General features: G+C 36.5%; 19 protein-coding genes. 6 read left to right on the top strand and 13 right to left on the bottom strand.

Translation table 11 applies throughout. The features are described from left to right. Positions 1–98 precede the first annotated feature (98 nt). Genes argS through H4K33_RS05180 form a run of 4 tightly spaced genes read left to right on the top strand, consistent with a single transcriptional unit; the run spans position 99 to position 6,513 of the window. Positions 99–1,877 (top strand): arginine--tRNA ligase, encoded by a 1,779-nt coding sequence (gene argS, locus H4K33_RS05165; protein WP_182647408.1) that lies wholly within the window; start codon positions 99–101, stop codon positions 1,875–1,877. A gap of 32 nt (positions 1,878–1,909) precedes the next feature. Beyond that, on the top strand, positions 1,910–3,397 hold the full coding sequence (locus H4K33_RS05170; RefSeq protein ID WP_182647409.1) for a hypothetical protein: 1,488 nt from the start codon (positions 1,910–1,912) through the stop codon (positions 3,395–3,397). Continuing rightward, positions 3,381–4,865 (top strand): LysM peptidoglycan-binding domain-containing protein, encoded by a 1,485-nt coding sequence (locus H4K33_RS05175; protein WP_182647410.1) that lies wholly within the window; start codon positions 3,381–3,383, stop codon positions 4,863–4,865. Before H4K33_RS05170 ends, H4K33_RS05175 begins: the two co-directional genes overlap by 17 nt. Beyond that, positions 4,852–6,513, top strand: coding sequence for an MBOAT family protein (locus H4K33_RS05180; RefSeq protein WP_182647411.1), 1,662 nt, complete (start codon positions 4,852–4,854; stop codon positions 6,511–6,513). Before H4K33_RS05175 ends, H4K33_RS05180 begins: the two co-directional genes overlap by 14 nt. A gap of 51 nt (positions 6,514–6,564) precedes the next feature. Here H4K33_RS05180 and H4K33_RS05185 read toward each other — a convergent pair whose 3' ends face one another. The 4 genes from H4K33_RS05185 to H4K33_RS05200 all read right to left on the bottom strand — a co-directional run bounded on the left by H4K33_RS05185 (position 6,565) and on the right by H4K33_RS05200 (position 13,080). Continuing rightward, positions 6,565–7,035, bottom strand: coding sequence for a DUF4265 domain-containing protein (locus H4K33_RS05185; RefSeq protein ID WP_182647412.1), 471 nt, complete (start codon positions 7,033–7,035; stop codon positions 6,565–6,567). Positions 7,036–7,239: 204 nt separating this feature from the next. Then, complete coding sequence (locus tag H4K33_RS05190; protein WP_255493559.1) at positions 7,240–8,685, bottom strand: efflux transporter outer membrane subunit; 1,446 nt, start codon at positions 8,683–8,685, stop codon at positions 7,240–7,242. Between the two features lie 37 nt (positions 8,686–8,722). Further along, complete coding sequence (locus tag H4K33_RS05195) at positions 8,723–11,872, bottom strand: efflux RND transporter permease subunit (protein ID WP_182647414.1); 3,150 nt, start codon at positions 11,870–11,872, stop codon at positions 8,723–8,725. Positions 11,873–11,922: 50 nt separating this feature from the next. After that, positions 11,923–13,080 (bottom strand): efflux RND transporter periplasmic adaptor subunit, encoded by a 1,158-nt coding sequence (locus H4K33_RS05200; protein WP_255493560.1) that lies wholly within the window; start codon positions 13,078–13,080, stop codon positions 11,923–11,925. Positions 13,081–13,845: 765 nt separating this feature from the next. Between H4K33_RS05200 and H4K33_RS05205 the strand changes: the two genes are divergently transcribed. After that, positions 13,846–15,384 (top strand): YifB family Mg chelatase-like AAA ATPase, encoded by a 1,539-nt coding sequence (locus H4K33_RS05205; protein WP_182647415.1) that lies wholly within the window; start codon positions 13,846–13,848, stop codon positions 15,382–15,384. Here the strand turns inward: H4K33_RS05205 and H4K33_RS05210 are convergent. The 5 genes from H4K33_RS05210 to gcvT all read right to left on the bottom strand — a co-directional run bounded on the left by H4K33_RS05210 (position 15,377) and on the right by gcvT (position 19,568). Beyond that, positions 15,377–15,574: a hypothetical protein gene (locus tag H4K33_RS05210; RefSeq protein WP_182647416.1), complete on the bottom strand. Its 198-nt coding sequence runs from the start codon at positions 15,572–15,574 to the stop codon at positions 15,377–15,379. The two genes, H4K33_RS05205 and H4K33_RS05210, sit on opposite strands and share 8 nt — an antisense overlap. A gap of 41 nt (positions 15,575–15,615) precedes the next feature. Then, a complete protein-coding gene (locus H4K33_RS05215) occupies positions 15,616–16,401 on the bottom strand; it encodes a hypothetical protein (RefSeq protein ID WP_182647417.1) in 786 nt (261 codons plus the stop codon). A gap of 20 nt (positions 16,402–16,421) precedes the next feature. Next, complete coding sequence (locus H4K33_RS05220; protein ID WP_182647418.1) at positions 16,422–17,276, bottom strand: neutral zinc metallopeptidase; 855 nt, start codon at positions 17,274–17,276, stop codon at positions 16,422–16,424. A gap of 398 nt (positions 17,277–17,674) precedes the next feature. Next, entirely contained in the window at positions 17,675–18,385 is a 711-nt protein-coding gene (locus H4K33_RS05225; RefSeq protein WP_182647419.1) for a YebC/PmpR family DNA-binding transcriptional regulator, read from the bottom strand. Positions 18,386–18,485: 100 nt separating this feature from the next. Then, positions 18,486–19,568 (bottom strand): glycine cleavage system aminomethyltransferase GcvT, encoded by a 1,083-nt coding sequence (gene gcvT, locus H4K33_RS05230; protein ID WP_182647420.1) that lies wholly within the window; start codon positions 19,566–19,568, stop codon positions 18,486–18,488. A 243-nt stretch (positions 19,569–19,811) separates the two neighbouring features. Between gcvT and H4K33_RS05235 the strand changes: the two genes are divergently transcribed. Continuing rightward, positions 19,812–20,117: a DUF6804 family protein gene (locus tag H4K33_RS05235; protein ID WP_182647421.1), complete on the top strand. Its 306-nt coding sequence runs from the start codon at positions 19,812–19,814 to the stop codon at positions 20,115–20,117. A 470-nt stretch (positions 20,118–20,587) separates the two neighbouring features. Here H4K33_RS05235 and H4K33_RS05240 read toward each other — a convergent pair whose 3' ends face one another. The 4 genes from H4K33_RS05240 to H4K33_RS05255 all read right to left on the bottom strand — a co-directional run bounded on the left by H4K33_RS05240 (position 20,588) and on the right by H4K33_RS05255 (position 26,304). Further along, the gene (locus H4K33_RS05240; protein ID WP_182647422.1) at positions 20,588–23,125 is read right to left on the bottom strand and encodes a heavy metal translocating P-type ATPase; all 2,538 of its coding nucleotides are present in this window, start codon (positions 23,123–23,125) and stop codon (positions 20,588–20,590) included. 351 nt (positions 23,126–23,476) lie between these two features. Beyond that, on the bottom strand, positions 23,477–24,172 hold the full coding sequence (locus H4K33_RS05245; protein WP_182647423.1) for an RluA family pseudouridine synthase: 696 nt from the start codon (positions 24,170–24,172) through the stop codon (positions 23,477–23,479). Positions 24,173–24,250: 78 nt separating this feature from the next. Continuing rightward, a complete protein-coding gene (gene panB, locus H4K33_RS05250) occupies positions 24,251–25,069 on the bottom strand; it encodes a 3-methyl-2-oxobutanoate hydroxymethyltransferase (protein WP_182647424.1) in 819 nt (272 codons plus the stop codon). Positions 25,070–25,128: 59 nt separating this feature from the next. Next, positions 25,129–26,304 carry an SH3 domain-containing protein gene (locus tag H4K33_RS05255; protein ID WP_182647425.1) on the bottom strand — a complete coding sequence of 392 codons (1,176 nt, stop codon included), beginning with the start codon at positions 26,302–26,304 and terminating at the stop codon, positions 25,129–25,131. Positions 26,305–26,356 lie beyond the last annotated feature (52 nt).

The following is a 26,356-nucleotide window of genomic DNA, read 5'->3' on the forward strand; positions in this document are numbered from 1 at the left end:
TAAAAGAAATGTTCTTTATTTTGAGAATGAAAAATTTTCTTTTTTTCTATTTTATAGATGATAAAATAAGAATTATCTTTGCCTATTAAATTTTGTTAATGATGTTGAATCAGATTTTAACTCCTCAGATTATAAAAGCAGCCCAAGAGCTGTATGATGTAGTAATTGATAAAGTTGAATATCAAGTTACTAGGAAAGAATTTGAAGGGGATATTACAGTTGTTATTTTTCCATTTTTAAAACAGATTAAAGGAAATCCTATTGAAATAGGAACTAAAATCGGTGAGTATTTAGTTGAAAATACAACTGAAATAGAACGGTTTAATGTTGTAAAAGGATTTTTGAATTTGGTGGTTTCAGATATGTACTATTTATCGTCTTTTGTAGAGATGAATAAAGAAGAACATTTTGGCTATCAAACACCTCAAGCTGATGACAAAGCAGTATTGGTTGAATACTCGTCTCCTAATACGAACAAACCTTTACACTTAGGACACGTTCGAAACAATTTACTTGGGTTTTCAGTGGCCGAAATTTTGAAAGCTTCAGGAAAGAAAGTGTATAAAACACAAATTATCAACGATAGAGGAATCCATATTTGTAAGTCGATGTTGGCTTGGCAAAAATTTGGAAATGGTGAAACACCTGAATCTACAGGACTAAAAGGAGATAAGTTAGTAGGAAACTACTATGTGAAGTTTGACATAGAATACAAAGCTCAAATCAAAGATTTGGTGGCGAGTGGAATGACGGAAGATCAAGCGAAAGCTGAAGCACCTATCATGAAAGAAGCCAAACAAATGTTACTTGATTGGGAAGCTGGAAAACCGGAAGTTATTGATTTATGGAAAATGATGAATCAATGGGTGTACGACGGATTTGCAGTATCTTACGCTAATTTGGGCATTGATTTCAACAAAAACTATTATGAAAGTGATACGTATTTGTTGGGGAAAGACGTCGTGGAAGACGGTTTGGCACGTGGTGTGTTCTTTAAAAAAGAAGATAATTCTGTATGGATTGACCTAACAGATGAAGGATTGGATGAAAAATTGGTTCTGCGTGGTGATGGTACATCTGTCTATATGACACAAGATATCGGTACAGCTATTCAACGTGTGAAAGATTTTCCAGATATTGGAGGGATGGTGTATACTGTTGGAAATGAGCAGGACTACCATTTTAAAGTATTGTTCTTGATCTTAAAACGTTTAGGTTTTGATTGGGCAGATAGTTTATACCATTTGTCTTACGGTATGGTGGATTTACCTTCAGGTAAGATGAAGAGTCGAGAAGGGACTGTTGTTGATGCAGATGAGTTAATGGAAGAGATGACCAATACGGCGCGCACAATTTCAGAAGATCTAGGTAAGCTAGAAGGATATTCTGAAGAAGAGAAGGGAAAATTGTACAAAACCATTGGGTTAGGTGCACTAAAATACTATATTTTAAAAGTAGATCCGAAAAAGAGAATCTTGTTTAATCCAGAAGAATCGGTTGATTTTGCTGGAAATACAGGACCGTTTATTCAATATACTTATGCGCGTATTCAGTCAATTTTGCGTCGTGCAGATTTTGATTTGACAGCTTCTATTACGGCAATTGTTTTGGATCCTAAGGAAAAAGAAATCATCAAATTGTTAGAAGATTTCCCTGAGGTAATTCAAAATGCTGCAAAATCACATAGTCCTGCTTTGGTAGCAAATTATGTGTATGATCTAGTGAAAGAATACAATTCGTTCTATCAGTCAGTTTCTATTCTTGGAGAAGAAGACTTAACGTTGAAAACGTTTAGAGTACAATTATCTCAAAAAGTTGGTTTGGTGATCCAAGACGCATTCTCTTTGTTGGGAATTGCGGTGCCAAATCGTATGTAATTTCGTTCTTTGTGAAAGTAGTAAAATCATACATGATACAGTCATTAGCCATTGTTATATTGGCTAGTGGCTTTTTTTTATTCTTTAAGGCTAATTTGCCTCAAAAGATTTTTTCTGAAGAAAAACCCAAATCAAATAATGTCGTAATTGACAGCTTGCTATTAGAAGCAATTGAGGAGGAAAAAGTAGCGCTCACAGGAGAAAAAGAAGAAAGATTAACTTCTAAAGAAGAAAAAGAAGACGAGGGAGAAGTCATAATTATTCAGGAAGAAGATTTATTTTCTAATGAAAGTGAAGCGGGCTTTAAAGGAATGGTATTCTTAGACTATTTTTTTGGACGTTTATACCAGCTGGAAACACAAAGTCAAGGACGTGTTCGAATTGCTTACTATGGAGATTCGATGACGGATGGCGATATGATTGTACAAGACTTACGTAAAAACTACCAAGATAAATATGGAGGTTCGGGGGTGGGCTTTGTACAGATTACTTCTGAATCTGCACAATCTCGTGGTTCTGTTACTCATAAATATTCATCGAATTGGAAAGTACAATCGTATCTTAATGTAAAAAGACCGCTACAACCGTTTGGTATTGGTGGTCAGGTGTTTTTTGTAAAAGACACAGTAAAACCTACTTGGGTGAGCTATCAGGCAGGGAATATTCGAAATATGACCACGCTAAATACACCGACGCTTTATTTTGGACGTTCAAATAATACAAGGGGAGTCGTAGAGGTTGTTACAAATAAAGATACGCTGCGAAAAACACTACAAGCTTATCAAACCCTGAATAAAGTTAAATTAAACAATGGCGCCGTGAAGCAATTGAAGTTGCATTTTGTACAAGCGGATTCTATTCCTCTTTACGGTCTTGATTTTAGTAGTGCAACTGGTGTTCAGGTTGATAACTATTCAAGTCGTGGAAATTCAGGACTGCCTTTATCGCTGTTTAATGTTAGTGTAATGCAAAAGTTCCAAAAAGAATTAGATTATAGCTTAATCATTTTACACTATGGAACGAATGTGTTAAATTATGGATCCTATAACTATGGTTGGTATACCAAACAGATGAAGAATGTCGTTAGTCATTTAAGACAATGTTTTCCAAAAGCCTCTATTTTGGTTATTTCAACGGCAGATAAATCGACAAAATACAATATGACGATGGAAACAGACTCAGCTGTGACGCCTTTAATGCGCGCACAACGCAAGTATGCCATGGAGTCTAAAACAGGTTTCTTCAATTTGTATGAAGCGATGGGTGGAAAAGGATCTATGGTTAAATGGGTGGAAGAATCTCCTGTAAAAGCGAATAAAGATTACACACACTTTAACTTTAGAGGAGCGCAAGCAGTATCTTCCTTGATTTTTAAACAATTAGAGGAAGGATATGTAGCATATAAAGCAGAAAAAGGAAAAGATGGAGACGAGCCAGTAATCAAACGCAAAGAGCGTACTGAGCAAACAAATAAAGTTCAAAAAGAAATAGATACAGTATCCAATGATAAAATGGAATAGGGTTATGGCTCCTCTACTGTTTTTATGTAGTGTAGGAGTTTTTGCTCAAGTGAAGCAGAAAAATCAAACAATAAGCGAGGAAATCAACGAAGAAATTAGCGAGGAAATCACTGACAACGGTAGTGCAAACGATAGTTTGAATGAACCGTATAGGAATATTATATATTATCCAGAACAATTGAAACACTTTTTTACCAGCCTTAAAGAATTAAGTGGAGGAAAGAGAAAAAAGGTAAATATTGTTCACATTGGAGATTCGCACATTCAAGCTGATTTCTTTAGTGGTAGAGTTCGCAGCTTGATTCAAGAGCAATTTGGCAATGGGGGATTAGGATTTACATTCCCTTATCAATTGGCGCGTACGAATAGCAATAATTATGTGCGTTATTCTAGCAATTCTGCTTGGGAGAATAGACGCAATATTTATCCCGTTAATGGAGCTAAAGTAGGATTGAGTGGTATTGCACTTTCTTCTTCTGCTAAAGATGCCGTTATTAAGGTTGATTTGAGAGAAAGTAAATACGCTTTTACCAGGGTAAAACTGTTTACACCAACTAATGAATCGGCATATCGTGTAGGAACCACAGATCGCGAATTAAACTTAGCTAGTACAACAGTAGCGAAAAATAACACACATAAGATTAAGTCAGGGGAATCTTTATCGGGTATTGCCAAGAAATACCATACTTCTGTTGCCACATTAAAGAAGCTAAATAAGCTGAAGTCAGTTAATATTCAAGCAGGGAAGACATTAGTTGTACCGGGAACACAAGTAGAACATACAACTATAGCCACTTCTGTTTTTCATCCCGTTAATTTTAGTAAAGAAAAGAATTTCTTGGCTTTTGATTTTCCAAATGCAACAGAACAATTTTATTTGTATCCTGTGCAACAAGCTGATCAATATGATGTGAATGGTATCGTATTAGAAAATGATCAGGCCGGAATTTTATATCACACTATTGGGGTGAATGGAGCGCGTTATTCTGATTACAATAAATATCCTTTATTTTTTAGTCAATTGGAAGGTTTAGAAGCCGATTTGATCATTGTGTCTTTGGGTACCAATGAGGCTTTCGACAGAATGGATGCAGAAAACTTTAAGTCTGAAATCAATCGATTTTTAAAAGAAGTAAAAGATCGCAATCCACAGGCTTCTATTTTAGTTACTTCACCACCTCCAAGTTATTTTTCTAAAGGTGTTCCCAATACTTTTGCTAGTACATTGGCTAACGAAATTATTATCAACGGTATTGATCAAAAATACGCCATTTGGGATATGTATTACAATTTAGGAGGAACATTAGGATTGCCTTATCTTATTGAAGAACAGATGTTGTCTAAAGATTTAGTACATTATACGATCAAAGGTTATGAATATACAGGAACCTTATTTTATGAGGGATTGATGCAGGTATATCAGAATTATTTTACAACAGAAATTGAACAGACAAATGAGTCTATTTAACATAGAATTGCCCACTGTAACCCTAGATGATGTCATCCATTGGTTTACATTTAACCCTAAAGAACCGCTGTTGTTTAACTCGGGGTTGTTTTTAGGGATGTTTATTGTATTCTACTTGATCTATATCGGTTTGCGAAAAACATTTCACGCGCGTTTGTTGTATGTGGTGGTGTTTTCTCTGTTTTTCTACTATAAGTCAAGCGGACTTTATCTCTTTATTTTGATTGGATCGTCCTTGATGGATTATACCTTTGCCAATACCATACACCATAGTACTAACGAAGTGAAAAAGCGAATGCTCTTAACACTCAGTGTGGTTTTAAACCTAGGTCTATTGGGGTATTTTAAGTATACCAATTTCTTTTTGGATGGATTTAATTTCTTTGCAGATACTAAATTCCATCTCGATGATATTATTCTACCTGTAGGTATTTCATTTTATACCTTCCAGTCGATTAGTTATATCATCGAAATTTACCGCAAAGAAATAGAGCCAACGAAAAGTTTTTTAGACTATTTGTTTTTCATTTCCTTTTTCCCGCAATTGGTTGCAGGACCTATTGTACGGGCGAAAGACTTTATTCCGCAGATTTATTCAAACTTATTAGTTACGCGTGATCAAGTCAATGAGGGAATGCTTTTAATTATTGGAGGTGTTTTAAAAAAGGCAGTCATTTCAGACTATATCTCGATTAACTTTGTTGATCGCGTTTTTGATGCACCTAATAGCTACACTGCTTTTGAGAATTTAATGGCAACTTATGGCTATGCGATTCAGATTTATTGTGATTTCTCGGGGTATTCGGATATGGCAATTGGAATTGCCTTGCTCTTGGGGTATCGCTTGCCGATGAACTTTAATGTACCCTATCAATCTACCTCTATTACTGAATTTTGGAGAAGATGGCATATTTCATTGTCTACGTGGTTAAAAGACTTTCTCTATATCTCTGTAGGAGGAAATAGAAAGGGAACCTTTGGTGGATATTTCTTCCCAGGATTGTTTTTTGTAGGAATTATTGGATGGGGAATTTACAGCTACAATACAAGTGTTTATCCATTAATAATTAGTGTATTATCTCTTGTTGTGTTTCTGTTGACCATTGCTTTTTCTAAAACAAGAGACAAAAGTGTGTTCACCAATTTTAACTTGTTGACAACAATGTTGCTAGGAGGGCTGTGGCACGGGGCTAGTTTGCGCTTTATTGTTTGGGGTGCACTACACGGAATTGCATTAGCTGTTCATAAATTAGTGATGGAACTATTCCCTCGTAAGAAAGACAAACCTGCTTCTTTTATTTGGCGCGTGATTTCTATTGTACTGACATTTCACTTTGTTGCTTTCTGTTGGATATTCTTCCGAGCAAATTCTTTTGAAACTGCTTTAAATATTATTTACAATATTTCTGACTTAGAATTTGATTGGGCTGCTTGGCAAACAATTATCCAAGGATATAAAAATGTATTCCTACTAATCGCTATTGGATTTGTATGGCATTTTGTACCAAAACGCTGGATGGCTATTCCTCAACAATGGTTTAATGTAGCTCCTATATTTGTGAAATCAGTGGTTTTGGGATTTGTTTTTTGGGTTGTTTATGCAACTGCAACCGCAGGTCCTCAACCGTTTATTTATTTCCAGTTCTAAAATAATCTACTAGATATAAACAAAAAAGCCTCGCGAATAGCGAGGCTTTTTTTATTTTCTGATATCAGCATTATGTTTAGGTGATAGGTTTGGCTCGGCAAATGAAATCACTTGTTCTTCTTCTAATGCAGCTAAAATGGCATATACATTTTTGTAATCCGTCTTAACGGGTACATTGATAACGAAATAGTAATCATCCACTAATTCAATTTCCGTCTGTGCATGTAAAATTTCATTGTACAGATCGTCGCGGTTGTATTTCTCTTTGAGAACCATCACTTGTACCGTTGTGTTTCCTGAAGGTTTCTCAATATGTGATAATTGATAACGCTTTGCCTTTTCATCATAACTAGCGTGGACAATATCTTCACATGATAATTCCGGACCGTAGAAAGGAATATTGTCAATTTGAAATAAGTTTTTTTCCGCATCAACTACAATTCCCCATAAAATCTCTTCTGTTTCTTTTTCTAATACTTCACTGTGATATTGGATAGCAATCTGCTCGTATTGTTCTTTCATACTGGTCTATTTAAATTGAGGGAAATAAAGCCGAAGCTTTTCAAATACAAAGATAGGTTGTATAAAGTTAATTCTTATGACCTCAAGAAAATTTGTTGAAACATTTGCAGGAGTTATTTTGTTAAGAAAATAAAAAAGCGAAAAGTGGAGTTTTTCCTCTTTTCGCTTTTTAAGTAGGGGGTGTGAAAAAAATACATCAACTTACTATTGCCAACCACCGCCCAAAGATTTGTATAATTGTACGCCATATTGAAGTTTGTTCAACTTCAATTTATTTAAATTTATTTCGTTGTCTAACATGTTTTTTTGCGCATTGATGACCTCAATATAGGTAGCATATCCACTGTTGAATAACAAGTTTGATTGTTTGACACCCAAGCGCGCATTGGTTACCTGTTCATCTGCTATTTCAATTTGATCTTGTGATGTTTTTAGGTTAACTAAAGCATCTGTCACCTCGGTAACTGCGGTATACACCGTTTTTTGAAAGTCAATCTCACTTTTTTCACGCTCTATTTTTGCTACTTCAAAGGCTGTTTTTAATTTGCGTTTATTGAAAATAGGGTTGGTTACTTTGCCAATTAAACTTCCAAAAAGCGAACCTGGAATATTAAACCAATTTTCACCAAGCATACTGTTAACTCCACCTTCTAAGTTGATCGTTAAAGAAGGGTATCTCGCGGTTTGAGCAACACCAACAGCCGCATTTTTAGCTTTTAATTCTAATTCCGCCATTTGTACATCTGGACGATATTGTAGTAAAGCTAAAGGCAAACCTGTACCGCCTAATTCTTGTTGTTTTACCTCGGTTAATTTAACTTCTCGCACAATGCTCGTTGGCAATTGTCCCGTTAAAAGAGAAAGTGCGTTTTCTTGAATGGCGATTTGTTGTTTCAACGACGGAATTAACGCTTTAGCTACTAACATTTGGTTGCGCGTTTGCGTAATCGCCAACGAAGTGATTTGACCTGCATCTCGTTGTAATTCAACTATTTTCAATGTGTTTTTCGTCAGTTCATAGTTCGTTTGAGCTACTTCCATTTGGGCGTCCAAGAGGAGTAAATTGTAATAACCTTGCGCTATTTTCGCTATTAACTCAGTTTGAATGGCTTTTTTGGCTTCTGCTGTTTGTAAAAAACGAGCCAATTGTTCTGCTGTTTGACTTCGTATTTTACCCCAAATGTCAATCTCCCAACTCAAGGCTAAGCCCGATGTGTATTGAGCCGAGTTGACATACATATTTGTTGGCGGTTCTTCTCCTTTGTTTTTATAATAGTTGGAAGACGGGGTACCATAATAATTCTCAGATCGATATTGGTAGGCAACACTTCCCGCTTCTAAACCGAGAGAAGGTAACCACTCCAATTTCGCTTGCTTGGTTTGTTGTCCTGCAATCTCCAAGTTCTTAATCGCGTTTTGCATATCAAAATTATGCGTAAGTCCTTTGTCAATTAAATCGGTCAATTGTTCATCCTGGAAGAAATCGCGCCATTTGATCGATGAGATATGTAGGGAATCTTGGGCCGCTAAGCTATCCTGTTGACCCCTGTATGCGTCTGGCAAGTCAAGGGTAGGTGTTTTATAATTTGATTGAGGTGCACAAGCCTGAAATAAAGTCAAGCCAGCTCCCAGTATAAAAACTTGGGTCATGTGCGGTATTTTACTTTTATTAATCATGCTGTTCTCTTTAATCGTTCGTAAATTTTGCTTTTAATCGTTCGTCTATATTTTGGAAGATAACAAAGAGCACTGGAATAATAAAAATACCCGCTGCTACACCAAATAACATTCCTCCAGCTGCACTAAAACTAATGGAGTGATTTCCTTGTGCTGACGGACCAACGGTAAACATCAACGGAATCAAACCAGCAACGAAGGCAAATGAAGTCATTAAAATAGGACGAAGCCTCATTTTAGCGCCTTCAATAGCCGCCTCAACAACAGATAGTCCTTTTTTGCGCTGTTGCAAGGCAAATTCTATAATTAAGATCGCATTCTTTGCCAGTAAACCAATTAGCATTACCAAACCTACTTGAACGTAAATATTGTTTTGAAGTCCAGCTAAATTGACAAATAAAGCAACACCTAAAAGTCCTGTTGGTACGGTTAACAGAATGGCAATAGGCAAGAAGTAACTCTCATATTGCGCTGCTAAAAGAAAGTAAACAAAGATGATACTCAAGGCAAAAATAAAAATGGCTTGGTTTCCTGAATCTTTTTCTTCTAAAGACATACCCGTAAATTCGTAAGAATAGTTCCCTGGCATTTTACCTGTTATTTCTTCAATAGCTTTCATGGCATCACCTGTACTGTATCCTTGACCTGGATTTACTTTTACGGTAATAGCATTGTATAAATTATAGCGGTTCACGGTTTGTGGACCTAACACTTTTTTCAACTTCACTAAAGTGTTGGCAGGTAGCATTTCACCATCTTTATTTTTAACGTAAATCGAATTAAAGGACTGAGGATTTTCTCTGTACTCAATATCTGCTTGCATATACACGCGATAAGTACGTCCAAAACGGTTAAAATCTCCGGCTTTTACCCTTCCGTAATAGTTCTTAATAGTAGTCATTAAGTCTTTCACACTCACACCTAAAGATTTGGCTTTGATATAGTCAATCTCCAATAGATATTGTGGGAAGTTGGCTTTGAAGGAAGTAAAGGCAGTACCAATTTCTTCGCGTTCATTCAACTGTTTAATCACATCGTCTGCTGCCTGACTAAAAGAGCTAAAATCTCCACCCAAACGATCTTGAATTACAAATTCAATTCCTCCGAAATCTCCAAACCCTTGAATCGTTGGACGCGGAAACACATTAAATGTCGCCTCATTGATTACAGATAGATCCTTTTGAATTTCTTCGATAATTTGATCGATATTCTTGATTTTTCCTCTTTTCTTATAAGGTCTTAGATTGATATATCCCACAGCAAAAGAGGGACTCGCATTTCCGTCAATCGTATTGTAACCAGAAATAGCTGTCATTCCTTCGATATCCGTTCTCAATTTTAAGATACTATCTGCTTTTGCTAAAACAACTTTAGTACGCGCTAGAGAAGCCCCTGGAGGCATGGCTAGTGAATAGGTAATATAACTGTCATCTTCTCTTGGAATAAAAGAAGAAGGTGTTTTATACAAAAAGAATACACCTAATCCGATGATTAATACCAACCCTGCAACAGCTACTTTTTTATTGCGAATTAATTTACCAATGGTTATTACATACTTGTTGGTAAAAGAATCAAAGGCTGTATTAAAGGCAAAGAAGAAGCGGGCAGCCACTCTTTTTACTGGATTTTTTTCTTTGTGTTGAGCGAGATCTTCAGCTTTAGGTTGTTTTAAAAACAGCGCACATAAAGCAGGACTCAATGTCAAGGCATTTACGGCCGATATTAAAATGGCAAAGGCGAGGGTATACGCAAATTGTTTGTAGAATATTCCCGCCGGGCCTTGCATAAAACCAACAGGTAAAAATACCGCCGACATCACCAAGGTAATGGAGATAATCGCACGTGTAATTTCGCTCATGGTTTCTATTGTTGCCTCTTTTGCCTTTAATCCCGTTTGATGCATTTTCTCGTGAATCGCCTCCACGACGACAATAGCATCATCTACCACAATACCAATAGCTAGTACCAAGGCAAACATCGTTAATACGTTAATAGAGAAGCCCATCAAATAGATAAAGAAGAGCGTACCAATTAACGAGATAGGAATCGCTATAGCCGGAATAATGGTCGATCTAAAATCTTGTAAGAATAAATAAACGATAATAAATACCAAGAAAAAGGCTTCAAAAAGTGTACTTTTTACCTGGTTGATCGATTCGTCAATTTGATCTTTTACCGAATAGCTGATTTCGTATTGTATTCCTTTGGGAAAGGTAGTTGAAATGCGTTCTAATACTTTTCGAACTGCAATATCTATTTCACGAGCGTTCGATCCTGCCGTTTGCGTGATGTTCATTGTTAAACCTGGAAAACCATTAACGCTGTTGTCACTTCCTACATTGGAAGCACCAAACTCAACACGAGCAACGTCTTTCAATAGTAAGACAGAACCGTCAACATTTGTTTTGATTACAATATTTTCATATTCTTCAGGTTGACTGAATCTTCCTTTGTGTTTTAAAGCGGTTTCGAAAGCTTCTTCTGAAGTTTCTCCGAAGTTACCTGGTGCGATTTCAAAGTTTTGATCTTTAATAGAAGCGATAACATCCTGAGGTGTTAACCCATAAAGAGCTAGTTTCTCTGGATTCAACCACGTACGCATCGAGTAATCACGAGCCCCAACACGTCCAACCGCAGCTACTCCAGGAACACGCAATAATTCTCTATTGATGTTGATTTGGGTAAACGCTTGTAAGAATGTTTCGTCGTATATTCCTTCGGGATGATCGCTATAAAAATTTATCGTCATGATATTACCACTCTGACGAGGGGTTACCGAAATACCATTCTCATTTACCTCAGAAGGTAGATCACTTGCTGCTTTACTTACGCGGTTCTGTACATTTACTGCTGCTTGATCGGGATCTGTTCCTGCTTTAAAAAACACATTGATCGTACCAGAGCCGCTGTTACTCGCTTTAGAACTGATGTAAGTCATGTTGTCTACCCCATTAATAGCTTCTTCAATGGGAAGTAAAACACTTTGAGCTACTGTTTCCGCATTTGCACCAGGATATGAAGTTGAAACACTTACACTAGGAGGTGCAATTTCGGGAAATCGTGTAATAGGCAATAAGGTAAGTCCTACTAACCCAAGTAAAACGAACATAATCGAAATTACTGTAGCTAGTATGGGACGATTTATAATAGTCTTTAGCATATTTTTTAAGTTTTAGTAGAGGTGAAAAAAAAGAGATAGGAGCGTCGCGATTAGTTCATCGCTTTTACAAACATTCCTTCCGTTAATTTGTCAAATCCGGTTTTGATTACGCGATCGCCAATTTGGAGTCCCTCTGATACAATGTAATTTGTTCCTGAAACCCCATCTAATTGGATAGATTGTAGTTTTACTTTGTCCTCTGCATCCAATAGATATACAAAAGTTTTATCCTGTATCGATGTTGTAACTTCCTGTGGAATTAAGATAACGTGAGCTTTTGTTTCTTGTAATTTAATTGTTCCTGTATTTCCAGAACGCATTACATCTTGTGAATTGGGGAAAGAAGCACGAAGCGATATCGAACCTGTATTTCTATTAACCTGTCCGTTAACCATATCTACTTTTCCTTTTTCACCATACTCATGTCCATCAGCTAAAATTAAAGTTACTTCAGGTAAGATTTGTCCAGATGAAGTAATACGAGTACCATCTGATTTCTTAGCATCTTTGGTAAAGTAAAGAAAATCCGATTCACTCATGCCAAAGTACACATAAACCTCACTTACATCCGTTAATACCGTAAGCGGTTCTTTGTCACCTTTGTTCACTAAGTTACCGATTCGCTTTGGCATACGACCAATATAACCACTAACTGGAGCTTTTATCGTTGTGTAATCCAAATTGATTTGCGCACTAGCCACTGCTGCAGTAGCTTTAGCTAGCGAAGCTCTTGCAATTTCATAGTTTGATTTGGCTGTTTCTAACTGCACTTCCGCAATTACTTCATTGTCAATTAGCGGTTTTAAACGATCTATTTCAAGTTGCGCATTTTTTAATTTTGCTTTTTCAACGTTTTCAGTAGCAATCATATTATTGAGTACTTCTTGATAAGGTTGTGGATTGATTTGAAACAACGGCTGTCCTTCTTGTACATAAGCTCCCTCATCCACAAAAATTTTATCGAGTGTTCCCTCCACTTGAGGACGAATCTCAACATTGATTTTCCCCTCAATATTTCCTATGTAATCTTTGATGGTTATGGCTGTTGTGGTGTCAACATGAATAATAGGTAGTGCAATTGCATTTTCTCTTGGATCTAGTGTTTTAGAATTGCCAATATTGCAACTATTGATTGCAACTAGTGTTCCAATTAGGAGTAGTGCTGCAAAACCAATAAAAAACACTTTTCTATTTGTGATCATTTTCATACTATTTATTTAATTGTTGTAGGTGATGAATTAATTTCTTCGATTAGTAGTACTTATTCAACTAGAGTGCCAAAAGTTGGAGATAGATTCATAGTAATAAAAAAATTAGATGTAAGTGATTGGTTTTAAGTATTGTAAAATATTTTTTTTAATAAGACATCCATTTTTTATAAAAAAATGTACCCTATAAAAATGTTGAAAGTTGGGGATGTGTTCTACAACTCTACATATTGTACCAATCAATTTAAGGTTATTTTTTGGATTTTATATTAAAATATAAGCGTAAATTTAACAAAAATGAATAAGGTAATTGACATGAAAGTGTTTGATTTTTAATTCTATATCGGTCTATTTAAATAATAGTGTGAAATTTCTTTAATGGTAGAGTAGGGTAGCCTTTGTTTTTTAATATTATAGTTCTTACCTTTAGGATTAATTCGCAAATATGGCATTGTCCATTCAATAACCTATGTGTTGTGATTGCTCTACTTTCTGTTGATACCCTGTATCAGATGAAGAGGAAAAAGTATAAATTGTAATGTTATAAAAGAAGTTCAGTATCGTTTGGTAGTGAACTTTTTTTTGCTTTTTTATTTCGCGATGCGGCTAGTTATCTTATTAGGTTTATGTTTATCTCATTATGTTTATATCTTATTTTGGTATTCGATGAATATATCTCACCATCTCACCAAACAACTATTTTGCTCTTTTCTTAAATTAGGAATACATTTTGCTTGGGTTAACGGTGAATTATAAAGTGAATATATGTTAACTAAAATATATGGAAGTGCGGTTTTTGGTATAGATGCCACGACGATTACGATAGAAGTGAATGTCGATCAGGGAATTGGTTATTATTTAGTTGGCTTGGCTGACAATGCAATTAAGGAGAGTTCTTATCGAATTGCAGCTGCTTTGGCCAATAATGGGTATCGGTTGCCGGGGAAGAGAATTACGATTAATCTAGCTCCTGCTAATATGCGTAAAGAGGGATCAGCATATGATTTGCCGATAGCTATGGGAATTTTAATTGCCTCAGGTCAGCTTAAGATGAAATTAAACGAGGGACACTACGTTATTATGGGCGAATTGTCATTGGATGGTACTTTACAAGGAATAAATGGAGCATTACCCATTGCAATTAAAGCAAAAGAAGAAGGGTTTAAGGGAATTATAGTACCTGTAGAGAATCAAAAAGAAGCTGCTGTAGTTGATGGACTTGATGTATATGGAGTGACTAATATCGGAGAAGTCATTGCTTTTTTTGAAGAGAAAGTGAATTTGGCTCCCTATCGATTAAATTTTGACGAAGATATGATCAATCAGGAAGAGTTGTTAGATCGGGATTTTAGAGATGTCAAGGGACAAGAAAGCATAAAACGGGCGATGGAGATTGCTGCATCAGGCGGGCATAATATTATTTTAATTGGTCCACCGGGATCAGGAAAGACAATGCTAGCCAAAAGATTGGCTAGTATTTTACCGCCAATGACGTTAGAAGAATCACTAGAAACAACTAAAATTCACAGCGTCGTAGGTAAGGCGAAAGACAAAGGCTTGATTCGCGTTCGACCTTTCCGCAATCCGCATCATACTGCTTCTTCTGTTGCTTTAGTGGGAGGAGGGAGTTATCCTCAACCTGGAGAAATATCACTGGCGCATAATGGCGTTTTGTTTTTAGATGAATTACCCGAATTTAAACGAGAGGTTTTAGAGGTTATGCGACAACCTTTAGAAGATCGAGAAGTGACAATTTCTCGTGCGAAGTTTACTATAACCTATCCCTCGTCATTCATGCTAGTTGCGAGTATGAACCCAAGTCCTAGTGGTTATTTCCACGAACCAGGAAGCCAAGTGCAATCTACCCAAGCAGAAATGCAAAGGTATATCAACAAAATATCGGGACCTTTATTGGATCGCATTGATCTACATATAGAAGTAAATCCCGTGCCCTTTGAAAAATTAGCAGATAAACAATTAGCAGAACCCAGCGAAGCTATCCGAAAACGCGTAATAGCTGCACGAAAAAAACAAGTCGACCGATTTCGTCCCCATTTAGGGATTCATTACAATGCACAAATGACAACACCACTATTGCGGGAATACTGTACCTTGGATTCGGAATCCCTCCATTTACTCAAAGCAGCAATGGATCGATTAAATCTTTCTGCTCGTGCCTATGATCGAATTTTAAAAGTAGCAAGAACCATTGCCGACTTAGAGGATCAAGAAGCTATTTTGTCTCATCATATTGCAGAAGCGATTCAGTATAGAAGTTTAGATCGAGAAGGATGGTTTAGTTGAGGAGGTGGTTGTTGGTTGTTGTTGTTGTTGTTGTTGTTGTTGTTGTTGTTGTTGTTGTTGTTGTTGTTGTTGTTGTTGTTGTTGTTGTTGTTGTTGTTGTTGTTGTTGTTGTTGTTGTTGTTGTTGTTGTTGTTGTTGTTGTTTGTTGGTTGATGAACAACGTTACAAAATACAAAAGCCCTGCTTTCAATTGAAAGCAGGGCTTTTGTATTTGTTATAATCAGGAGGAGGTTATTGTACTTTTGCTTCCTCTAAATTGTAACCAATAATCTGTTTATATAGTGTAAAATAGATCGAGAATAAGTATGGTAGTGTAATGACAATACCAATTAAAAAGAAAAACAATCCTGAGAATACTAAAAAGTAATTGAGTATTACGGTTAATATAATAGGAATCGGTTGTTTGTTTACAACTTGGATACTTGTTTTAATAGCGGCGAATGGCGACATACGACCAAAAATAATCAAGGGAGTAACGAATAGCGTTAGGATGTTAACGAGCCAATTGATGATGATCGAAACCATTTCCAATTGGTACTCCTTGAGCAGAACGGAAAAAACCGTAAAGAACAATGTTATTATTCCTTGAGCAATAAAAACATAGAGTCCTCTTATGCTGAAAAAATACTTAAATACACTGATAAAACGCGGTGTTTTACCAAGGGCAGCTTCAGCGTTTATTTTGTAAAAACCAGCGATGAGTATACTCGATAAAGCAGAGAAAATAACGGCAGAAATCAAATAAGTATACAAAAGAGGTGGTTGAGAAAGCTGATTAGTCAGTTCAATTACTTGTTCTTGAATTTCAGCTGGAGTAGCTGATTCATTAATATCAGTTAGTTGAGTTAAAGCAATCGATCCTAAGAATGAAACAAAAAAGAACGACAACAAGAGGCTGACAACAACGAGTAGTATTGTTTTTTTGTAGTAAAATGCAGCTTCTCGCATGACAAGAAATGGTTGAATATTGTATCCTTCGTTTTTTATTCTTTGAATAGTTTGTTTTAATTGGTCCATTAGTTTGTTTAAGTAAGTTATTATTTAATGAAATCAAATGTATTGCCTTGGTTGATGTCTCCAGTTTGGTAGCCTTTCATAAACCACTCTTTGCGTTGTTGAGAAGTACCGTGCGTAAAAGAATCTGGATTTACATGTCCTGAAACTCTTTTCTGAATGGCATCATCTCCTACGGCTTCAGCAGCACTTAGGGCAATATCAATATCTTTCGGTTCTAAGTATTTCTGAACGTATTTGGCCCACACCCCTGCGTAAAAATCAGCTTGAAGTTCTTGAGCAACGGAGAGTTTGTTGGCTTCTTTTTTAGATAAGCGTTGTTGTTTTTCCCAGACCTTTGCATTGGTACCCATTAAGTTTTGTACATGGTGACCAACTTCATGGGCGATGACATAAGCAATAGCGAAATCACCTTTTTCTGCGCCAAAGCGTTGGTGAAGTTCTTCAAAGAAGCGCAAATCCATGTAAACCGTTTGATCTGCCGGGCAGTAGAAGGGACCAACACTAGCTTGTGCATGTCCGCATTTGGTTTGCACTTGGTCGTCAAATAAGACTAAGGTAGGTTCTTGGTAGATTTGTCCTTGTTGATCAAAAATACTATGCCAAACATCTTCCGTAGATCCAAACATATAGCTAACCATTGTACCCATTGCTATTTCTTCAGAATCAAGTGTACGTGTTTCAACTTCCTCTGTTGTATTACCTTGGTTGAACTGTTCTAGTACAGGTGCAATTTGCTGGCCTGTTTCTCCACCAAATACAACAAGTAGCATGGCTATGATACCAATTAACCCTCCGCCAATAGCGGTTTTTCCTGCCATAGACTTTCCTCTTCTGTCCTGAACGTTTTTACTTTGTCTGCCATTTTCCCATTTCATAATAGTAGCTTATTTTTCGTAAATGTATGAAAAAAAAGAGGAAATAGAAACGTAGTGAATACCAAAACCAATATGAAATAGGTGAGATGATGAGGTGGTGAGGCGTTGAGATGGTGAGGCGTTGAGATGGTGAGTTGATGAGATGGTGAGTTGATGAGGTGGTGAGTTGATGAGGTGGTGAAATCGGAACGAAGTGAAAATCGAAACGAAGTGAAAATTGAAACGAAGTGAAAATCGGAACGCAGTGTAGATTCATCGAACACCAAAACAAATATAAAATAAGTGAGATATATTCATCGAACACAAAAACCAATATAAACTAGGTGAGATAGGTGGTGAGGTAGTACCAAAAAAAAAGCTTCCACTAGGGAAGCTTTTTTTATATAAGATAAAGATTGTTACGCCATTGTAGTAAATACGTTTTGAACGTCGTCGTCTTCCTCAATTTTGTCTAATAATTTTTCAACATCTGCTTGTTCAGCTTCTGATAATTCTTTTGTAACTTGAGGAATACGATCAAATCCTGAAGATAAGATTTCAATATTTCTACCTTCTAATTCTTTTTGGATTGCACCAAAACTTTCAAAAGGAGCATAGATCATTACACCGTCTTCGTCTTCAAAGATTTCGTCAATTCCGAAATCGATTAATTCCAATTCGAATTCTTCTAAATCTCTAGAAGGATCTGTTGGTATTCTAAAGTTACACGTATGATCAAACATAAATTCAACAGAACCAGAAGTACCTAAAGTACCATTGCATTTATTGAAGTAACTTCTAATATTCGCAACTGTACGGTTGTTGTTATCTGTAGCACATTCAATTAAGAAAGCAATACCATGCGGACCATATCCTTCAAACATTACTTCTTTATAGTTTTCTGTGTCTTTGTCTGTAGCACGTTTTATAGCACGCTCAACGTTATCTTTCGGCATATTAGCTGCCTTAGCGTTTTGCATAACTGCACGTAAGCGAGAGTTCGTTTCAGGGTTAGGTCCGCCTTCTTTAATAGCCATCACAATATCCTTACCAATTCTCGTAAACGTTTTTGCCATAGCAGACCAACGTTTTAGCTTACGTCCTTTTCTAAATTCAAACGCTCTTCCCATAATAATTTATAACTTTGATTTAATAATGCAAAAATAAAAGATAAAAAAAATATATCATAAAAAAGAGGGGCTTATTTTAAGCCCCTAGTTTTCGAATGAATTATTTTTTATAAAAGGGTGTTTTCACCACTTTTGCTTCAACATCATTTTTTCTAATACGGATGAAGATTGTGCTTCCTTCTGCTGCATGAGCAAGAGTAACATATCCCATTCCAATTCCTTTTCCTAAAGATGGAGACATCGTACCAGAAGTAACTTTTCCAATTACAGCACCTGTTGCATCAACAATTTCGTAATCGTGTCTTGGAATTCCTTTTTCAACTAATTCGAAGCCTACTAGTTTGTTTTGTAATCCTGCTTCTTTTTGTGCTTTTAAAATATCAGCACTGATAAAGTCTTTCGTAAATTTCGTTACCCAGCCTAATCCAGCTTCTAAAGGAGAAATTTCGTCATTTAGTTCATTTCCATATAAACAATAGCCCATTTCTAAACGAAGTGTATCACGAGCAGCTAATCCGATTGGTTTGATTCCCCAGTTTGCACCAGCCTCAAAAACCTTGTTCCAGATCATCTCAATATCTTCATTCTTTGCGTAGATTTCAAATCCTCCTGAACCTGTATATCCAGTTGCAGAAATTACCACGTCTTTTGCACCAGCGAAAGTGTCAATAGTAAAGTTGTAAAATTTAAGGTCAGTTAAGTTCACTGCCGTTAGACTTTGCATTGCTTCAACAGCTTTAGGTCCTTGAATAGCCAAAATAGAATAGCTATCTGATAAGTTTTCAAGTGTTGCATTTACATCATTATGTTGGTTAATCCACGCCCAATCTTTGTCGATATTTGAAGCGTTAACCACCATAAGATATTCATTTTCATTTACGCGGTACGTGATGATATCATCGATTACGCCACCTTTTTCGTTTGGAAAATAGCAGTATTGTGCTTTTCCATCAACAAGAACAGAAGCGTCGTTTGAAGTAACTTTTTGAATTAATGGCAAAGCATTTGGTCCAGATAATTTGAAGATTCCCATGTGTGATACATCAAATACCCCTACACCGTTTCTTACCGTTTCGTGTTCTGCATTTACACCCTCGTATTGAACAGGCATTGAAAAACCTGCAAATGGAACCATCTTAGCTCCTAAACCTTCGTGAATGTGATTTAAAGTTACTTGTTTCATCGTGTTGTATATCAATTTTAATAATAGCGCTAAAGTAAACTAATTTTATTGGATTTGAAAGAAGGATTTTATATTCAATAAATGCGTACTGATATTGAGATATTTACAAGATAATTAAGATAAAAATTGATTGTTTGTGGAGTAATGATGTATTTTTTTTGAATTTTCAAAAAATTCTTTTCAACTTGGTTTTCAGTTTGTTAGGTTGTATCTTTGCGCTATATTTTAAATAAAATAGAAACTATGGAAAGAGGATTAAAAATAGGCGCAATTTTATTGTTATTAGCAGGGATGCTAAGTGTGCCAAATGATTTTTATGAATTAATGAAATTCATCTTAATTGCATTATTCGGGATCCTAGCTTACAATTCACACGTGGAAGCAAATATTAAAGGTACTGGACTTTATATCGCTTTAATTATCTTGTTTCAACCTTTCGTTCCTTTGCCTTTCGGAGCAACTGTATGGATGGTTTTACACGGAGTAGTTATCGCCTTTCTAGCTGTTACCTTGTTTACTGCTAAACGCAAGCTCAGCAAAGCTATTTAATGAAAAGTTAATATACAAGAAATATTTATAAAAAAAAGCCTGTTCACCTTTGTGAATAGGCTTTTTTCTTTACACTAAAGGATAGAATGCATGAAAGCTATTTAGTGATAAAATGTAATTTTTTTTGCTTTATGTAGAAAATAGAGCCTCAAGACATTGTAACTGTTTTGATTTTACTAATATTTTAATTTATTATGTAATTTTTATATTAAAATATTTGATTATTACTTTTTTTTTGTATCTTGCATAGGGTAAATAAATGTATTACTGTATTTTTTATTAGTTGTTAAAAGCGTATTTAGTGATTCTTTTTACTTTGTGGGGACTTGGTTTGAGAATATTACGAATGCGAAAGAAATTGAAAAAGGGTTGCTGTAAAGCAACCCTTTTTTGTTGATAGTTGACGGTTGAATAGGTAAGGTTTCTTTAATCATCCAACAACAATCAACAATCAACCAACGACAAACACCTCACAACTTCGTATTCTTCAAGCGCAAGGAATTTGCAATAACAGAAACTGAGCTGAAACTCATAGCGACGGCTGCGATCATAGGAGAAAGTACGATTCCGAAGAATGGGAATAAAATACCAGCGGCTATGGGAATACCGATACTGTTGTAAATAAAGGCGAAAAATAGATTCTCTTTGATATTCTTCATTACGTTGTGACTCAGTTTAATTGCCTGAGGAATTTTATCGATTTCACCTTGTAATAGGGTGATTTCAGCACTTTCAATGGCAACATCTGTTCCTGTTCCCATAGCGATTCCCACATTCGCTTGAGCAAGGGCAGGAGCATCATTGATTCCATCCCCAGCCATGGCTACAACTTTTCCTTCTTCTTGGAGTTTTTTTATCGCATTTAATTTGTCTTCTGGCAAAGCTTCTGCAATAAAGTGTTGGATACCCAATTGTTTGGAAACAGCTTGTGCGGTGTTGTGATTATCTCCTGTGATCATAATCACCTCGATTCCTTGCTGTGCTAGTTTTTCGATTGTCGCTAAACTTGAGGCTTTGATTTTGTCGTGCATCACGACATAGCCGATTACCACATGACCTTCTGCGATATAAGAAATGGTTTTTCCTTCTTTTTGAATTGCAGTTACTTCAGCTTGTAACTCTTCACTTATGGGAGCTTGCAAGGATTCCATTAAAGCAGCATTACCCAATGAAATACGCTTTTTATCTACAATACCTTGAATCCCTTTTCCGGTTACACTTGCAAACATTTTAACGGGCGTTAACGCGATCTCTTTTTCTTTGGCAGCTTGTGTAAAGGCCAAGGCTAAAGGGTGTTCACTGTTTTGGTTTAAAGAGGCAGTGAGCTGTAACAAAGCATCAGTTTCACAGTCTTTTTGTGTAGAAACAATCTTCTCAATAGACGGTTTCCCCTCTGTCAATGTACCGGTTTTGTCTGTGATTAATACATTTATTTTATTAGCCGTTTCTAAGGCTTCTGCATTTTTAATGAGGATTCCATTTTGAGCTCCTTTTCCGATTCCCACCATGATAGACATGGGAGTGGCCAATCCTAAGGCACAAGGACAAGCAATAATCAATACCGCTAAAGCATTGATAAAGGCGTAGGCTAAGCGCGGTTCCGGACCGAAAAATTTCCAGAGAAAGAAAGTAGCTATCGCAATCAAGATTACCGTTGGTACAAAATACGTGGATACTTTATCAGCCAATTTCTGAATCGGCGCTCTAGAGCGACTGGCGTTGTTTACCATATCAATAATTTGAGCAAGTAAGGTATCTTTCCCTACTTTCTCTGCCTGCATGATAAACGAGGTGTTGCTGTTGATCGTTCCTGCAACTACTTTATCGTTTTTTGTTTTTTCTACGGGAATGGGCTCTCCAGTAATCATCGATTCATCAATGGTAGCATGTCCTTCGAGGATTATTCCATCGACAGGAATTTTTTCTCCTGGTTTTACGCGTAATTTATCGTGTTTTAAAATAGATTCAATAGCAACTTTTTCTTCAACATTGTTTGCGTTGATTCGCGTTGCTTCAGTAGGAGATAGTTTGAGTAATTCTTTGATGGCAGTATTGGTTCGGCTGTGGGCTTTCGCTTCCATTACTTGTCCAAGCATCACCAAAGTCAAAATAACGGCTACCGATTCAAAATATAAGTGAATGCCGTGTTCTCCCTTAAAATCTTCAGGAAAAAGAGAAGGAAAGAACAGAGCCACTACACTAAATAGCAAACCAGCAGCACCTCCTAGTCCAATTAAGCTAAACATGTTGAGGTTCCACGTTTTAAACGAAACCCAAGCACGTTGGAAAAACGTCCAACAAATAAATACAACGGGAATGGTGAATAACAGTTGAATGTAGTTGTTGAGATGCATGGGAATGATTTTTCCAATCGGATCACCTGGCAACATACTTCCCATAGATAAAATAAATACGGGGATAGTAAAGAGTATAGCGTATTTCAATTTGCGCAACATCTTGGGATAAGTGGTGTCTTCGGGTTCGATATGAATGGTTTTAGCCACTAAATCCATCCCACAAACGGGGCAAGATCCCGGTTCGTCATAGGTTTTATCGCCTTCACACAACATCGGACAATAGTAAACTGTTTGCTCCACTTTGGCTGCGGGAATTTGTTCTAAATTCATCCCACATACCGGACAACCAACATTGGTGTCGTATACCTTATCTCCTTCACAAAGCATCGGACAAAAGTATTTCCCCGCTTTATCCATCATATCTGCGGGAATCTCTTGATGAAAGTGATCTTCTTCACTTAGTTCTATAGGTGGAAGAACTTCCTGTGTGCCATCTTCTTTGGTGATTACTTCTTGTAAGATGTAATTTCCCTTTTGAAGTAACGCTTTTTGTAAGGTTAGCGTATCGATATCATGATGTAAATTTAAGTCCGCTTGTTCGTGTTCTAGGGAAACAGTCGCTTGAACACCGTGGATCTCATTGAGCGTTTTTTCAACTTTCGTGCGACAACCATCACAACTCATACCAGTTACTTTGTATATTTTTTTCATGCAATTAGGTGTTTTTTCAATATACTAAGATCGCCCTTTTTTTGGGATGAACTGTTATATAATTTTGATGAATGGTTATATTATTTTGGAGAGGAGAGAGGAGAGAACGTCCCTAAATATGGTTGACCGTTTTTAAACATTAACTTCATTATTTAATATAGTAATAAATGGTTTGGAAAAAAGTTATCTGTTATCAGATCGGTTGTTTTCAATAAGAAGATGCTATTTTCTTTAATTGAAAATTTTTTCCTCGACCAACTAACGACAACCAACCAACGACAAACAAAAAAAAACCACCCTACAAAAGGATGGTTTATTTACTATTGATAATTTTTCGTAAACTGTAAACCGTTACCCATTTATAGCATCCCAAATCACCTCTTCAGGAGTTGGAGCTACAATCGTCAAGATCTCTTTTGTTACAGGATGTGTAAAAGTCAAAGCTCTCGCGTGCAAGTGAATACCGCCATCGGGATTGCTGCGATCTGCACCATATTTGAGATCCCCTTTGATTGGGCATCCCACGGCTGCTAACTGACAGCGGATTTGGTGGTGACGACCCGTATGTAGATCAATTTCTAAAGCAGAATACGACTTCAATTGATGAAATAATCGATAGGTTAGTTTTGCTTTTTTACTGTTGGGAACCTCTTTATTATGTGCTTTAGACGTGTTGTTTTTGGGGTTGCGTACCAAGTAGTGTTCTAGAGTGTCCTCTACCTTAGGGGGAGCATCTTTCACTACAGCCCAATATGTTTTTTTCGTTTCTCTATTTTTGAAAGACTCGTTTAAACGCGTCAGTGCTTTTGAGGTTTTTGCAAACACAACCAGACCCGATGTAGGGCGATCTAAGCGATGTACTACTCCTAAATACACTTCTCCTGGTTTATTGTACTTTTTCTTTATATAGCATTTTACGATTTCACTCAAAGGCATATCACCAGTTTGATCGCCTTGTACTAAATCACCTACGCGCTTATTGACAACAATAATATGATTGTCTTCGTGTAGGATTTGTAAATTATCTGGGGTAGTAACAACTTTCATAGGGTGTAATTTAAAACAAAAATATCCTTTTAAATCTAAAAGGATATTTTTGTATGTATATTTTGTGAAAAACACAGCTTAGTACTGCTCATTTTCATTGGGGAAGTCTACTGCTTTTACATCTTCAACATATTGAGCAACAGCTTCTTTCATTTGGTCGAAGATATTTAGGTAACGACGTAAGAATTTTGGATTAAATTCATGTGTTAATCCGATCATATCGTGGATTACTAACACTTGTCCATCTACGCCATTTCCTGCTCCAATACCAATTACGGGAATCGAAATGCTCTCTGCAACTTTTTTAGCTAACGAAGCTGGAATCTTTTCCAATACCACTGCGAAACATCCGATTTCTTCCAACATCTTAGCGTCTTTCATCAATTGTTCTGCTTCTTCCTCTTCTTTTGCACGTACAGTGTATGTTCCGAATTTATAGATAGATTGTGGAGTTAATCCCAAATGCCCCATTACTGGAATACCCGCCTCTAAAATGCGCTTAATACCTTCTTTTATTTCAATACCACCTTCCATTTTTACCGCATGTGCACCACTTTCTTTCATAATTCGAATAGAAGAGCGCAAGGCTTCTTTGGGGTCAGATTGGTAAGAACCAAACGGTAAATCCACTACAATAAGAGCTCTATCAGCACCTCGTACTACCGATTGTGCATGGTATATCATCTGATCTAACGTAATAGGCAAGGTCGTTTCGTGTCCCGCCATAACGTTACTAGCAGAATCTCCAACTAGCATCACGTCAATTCCACCAGCTTCTAAAACTTTGGCCATTGAGTAATCATAACAAGTAAGCATTGATATTTTTTCTCCATTGGCTTTCATATCAATTAGCGACTTAGTGGTCACTTTTTTATAATCTTTCTTTGCTACTGACATTTGTTGTTTATTTTGTAATTCCTTGTAAAAGTAGAGCAAAAAGACTTCAAATAAAAAAATTAGCAGTAATAAATCAATTCTATTCGCAATAATTCATTATTGTAGAACTCAAAACCATAGAGTACATCCTCTACAGCGATGTAATAGGTATGCGTTAAAGGTTCGATGGTTGTGATTAATCCCTTGGCAATTTTCAAAAACATCGTTTCTGTTGTATACTGTTCTAAGAGGTGATTGTCAATAATAAATCCATTTTGATTGATCATATCCATTTTTCTCGCTTTGTAGGTATGGTACAAATCGTGTGTAATGAATTCTGCCGAATTAAAGTAGGAGTTACCTTCATAATCACCCAGGGCACAATCTTCTAAATTGGCTGATTCATCAATAGGGTAGCCTAAATAGGTGTGAATCCAATCAAGATCAAAACCATCCGTTGGTTCAATTTTTCCCTTTAAAGCAAAACCGAATTGTCCTTTTTTGATTAGTTTATTCACTTTAGAAGAATCGCCCATTTTAGGCATGGCTTTCAATACTTCCAATTGCATTTTTAATAGCTCTACCTTGTCTGTTTCATCCTGCTTTGCTGCAAAATCGATGTAGAGTTGAATAGCTTTTTGCGTTGTTGCATCTTCGCTATTCCACCCTAATTCTAAGATGCGTTCTGCATATTTGCGTTGTTCACTTACTTCAGTTGCGGCTTTATATGCCTGAATTAGTTCGCTCATTACAGGACGTTCTCCTAAATACTGTACGGATACATAACCGTAACCTTCGTTGTAGGGAATCGGCACCCAAGCGTTTTTATCATACGGATAAAACTCCATAGCAACCGGAGTACCAATCAAAACGGTTCCCAATACACTTGATGTACTGCTGGGATATTCGCGTACTTTTAAACCTGCAACGGTTGTAAATAGGTGTGGAGATCCGTAGTATTCATCTAGCTCAATTAGTGGAGCGGGTGCTTCTGGAGAGTCGTCGGTATAGTATTCACTTAAATTTTGTGTATCAACAATATAGAGCGGACTCTCATAGTCGCGGTCAATTTGTATCAAACGCTTGTTGATTTTCTCATAGTAAGACAGGTGCGCATTGGAGATAAAGATTCCCGCTTTTTGCGTTCCTGCTTTGTCTTTGTAGGCTTCTGTGGGGTTGGTAGTGTAAAGGGTTTGTGCTTGTGCTACTGCGTGTAAAGATAAGCAGATCAGCAAGGTGTGAACGAGTGTTTTCATACGATTGTTCTATTATTCAATATCGTTAATTGAGAGCGCAAATGTGCTAAAA

Source organism: Myroides sp. WP-1 (assembly GCF_014145635.1).
Classification (GTDB): Bacteria; Bacteroidota; Bacteroidia; order Flavobacteriales; family Flavobacteriaceae; genus Flavobacterium.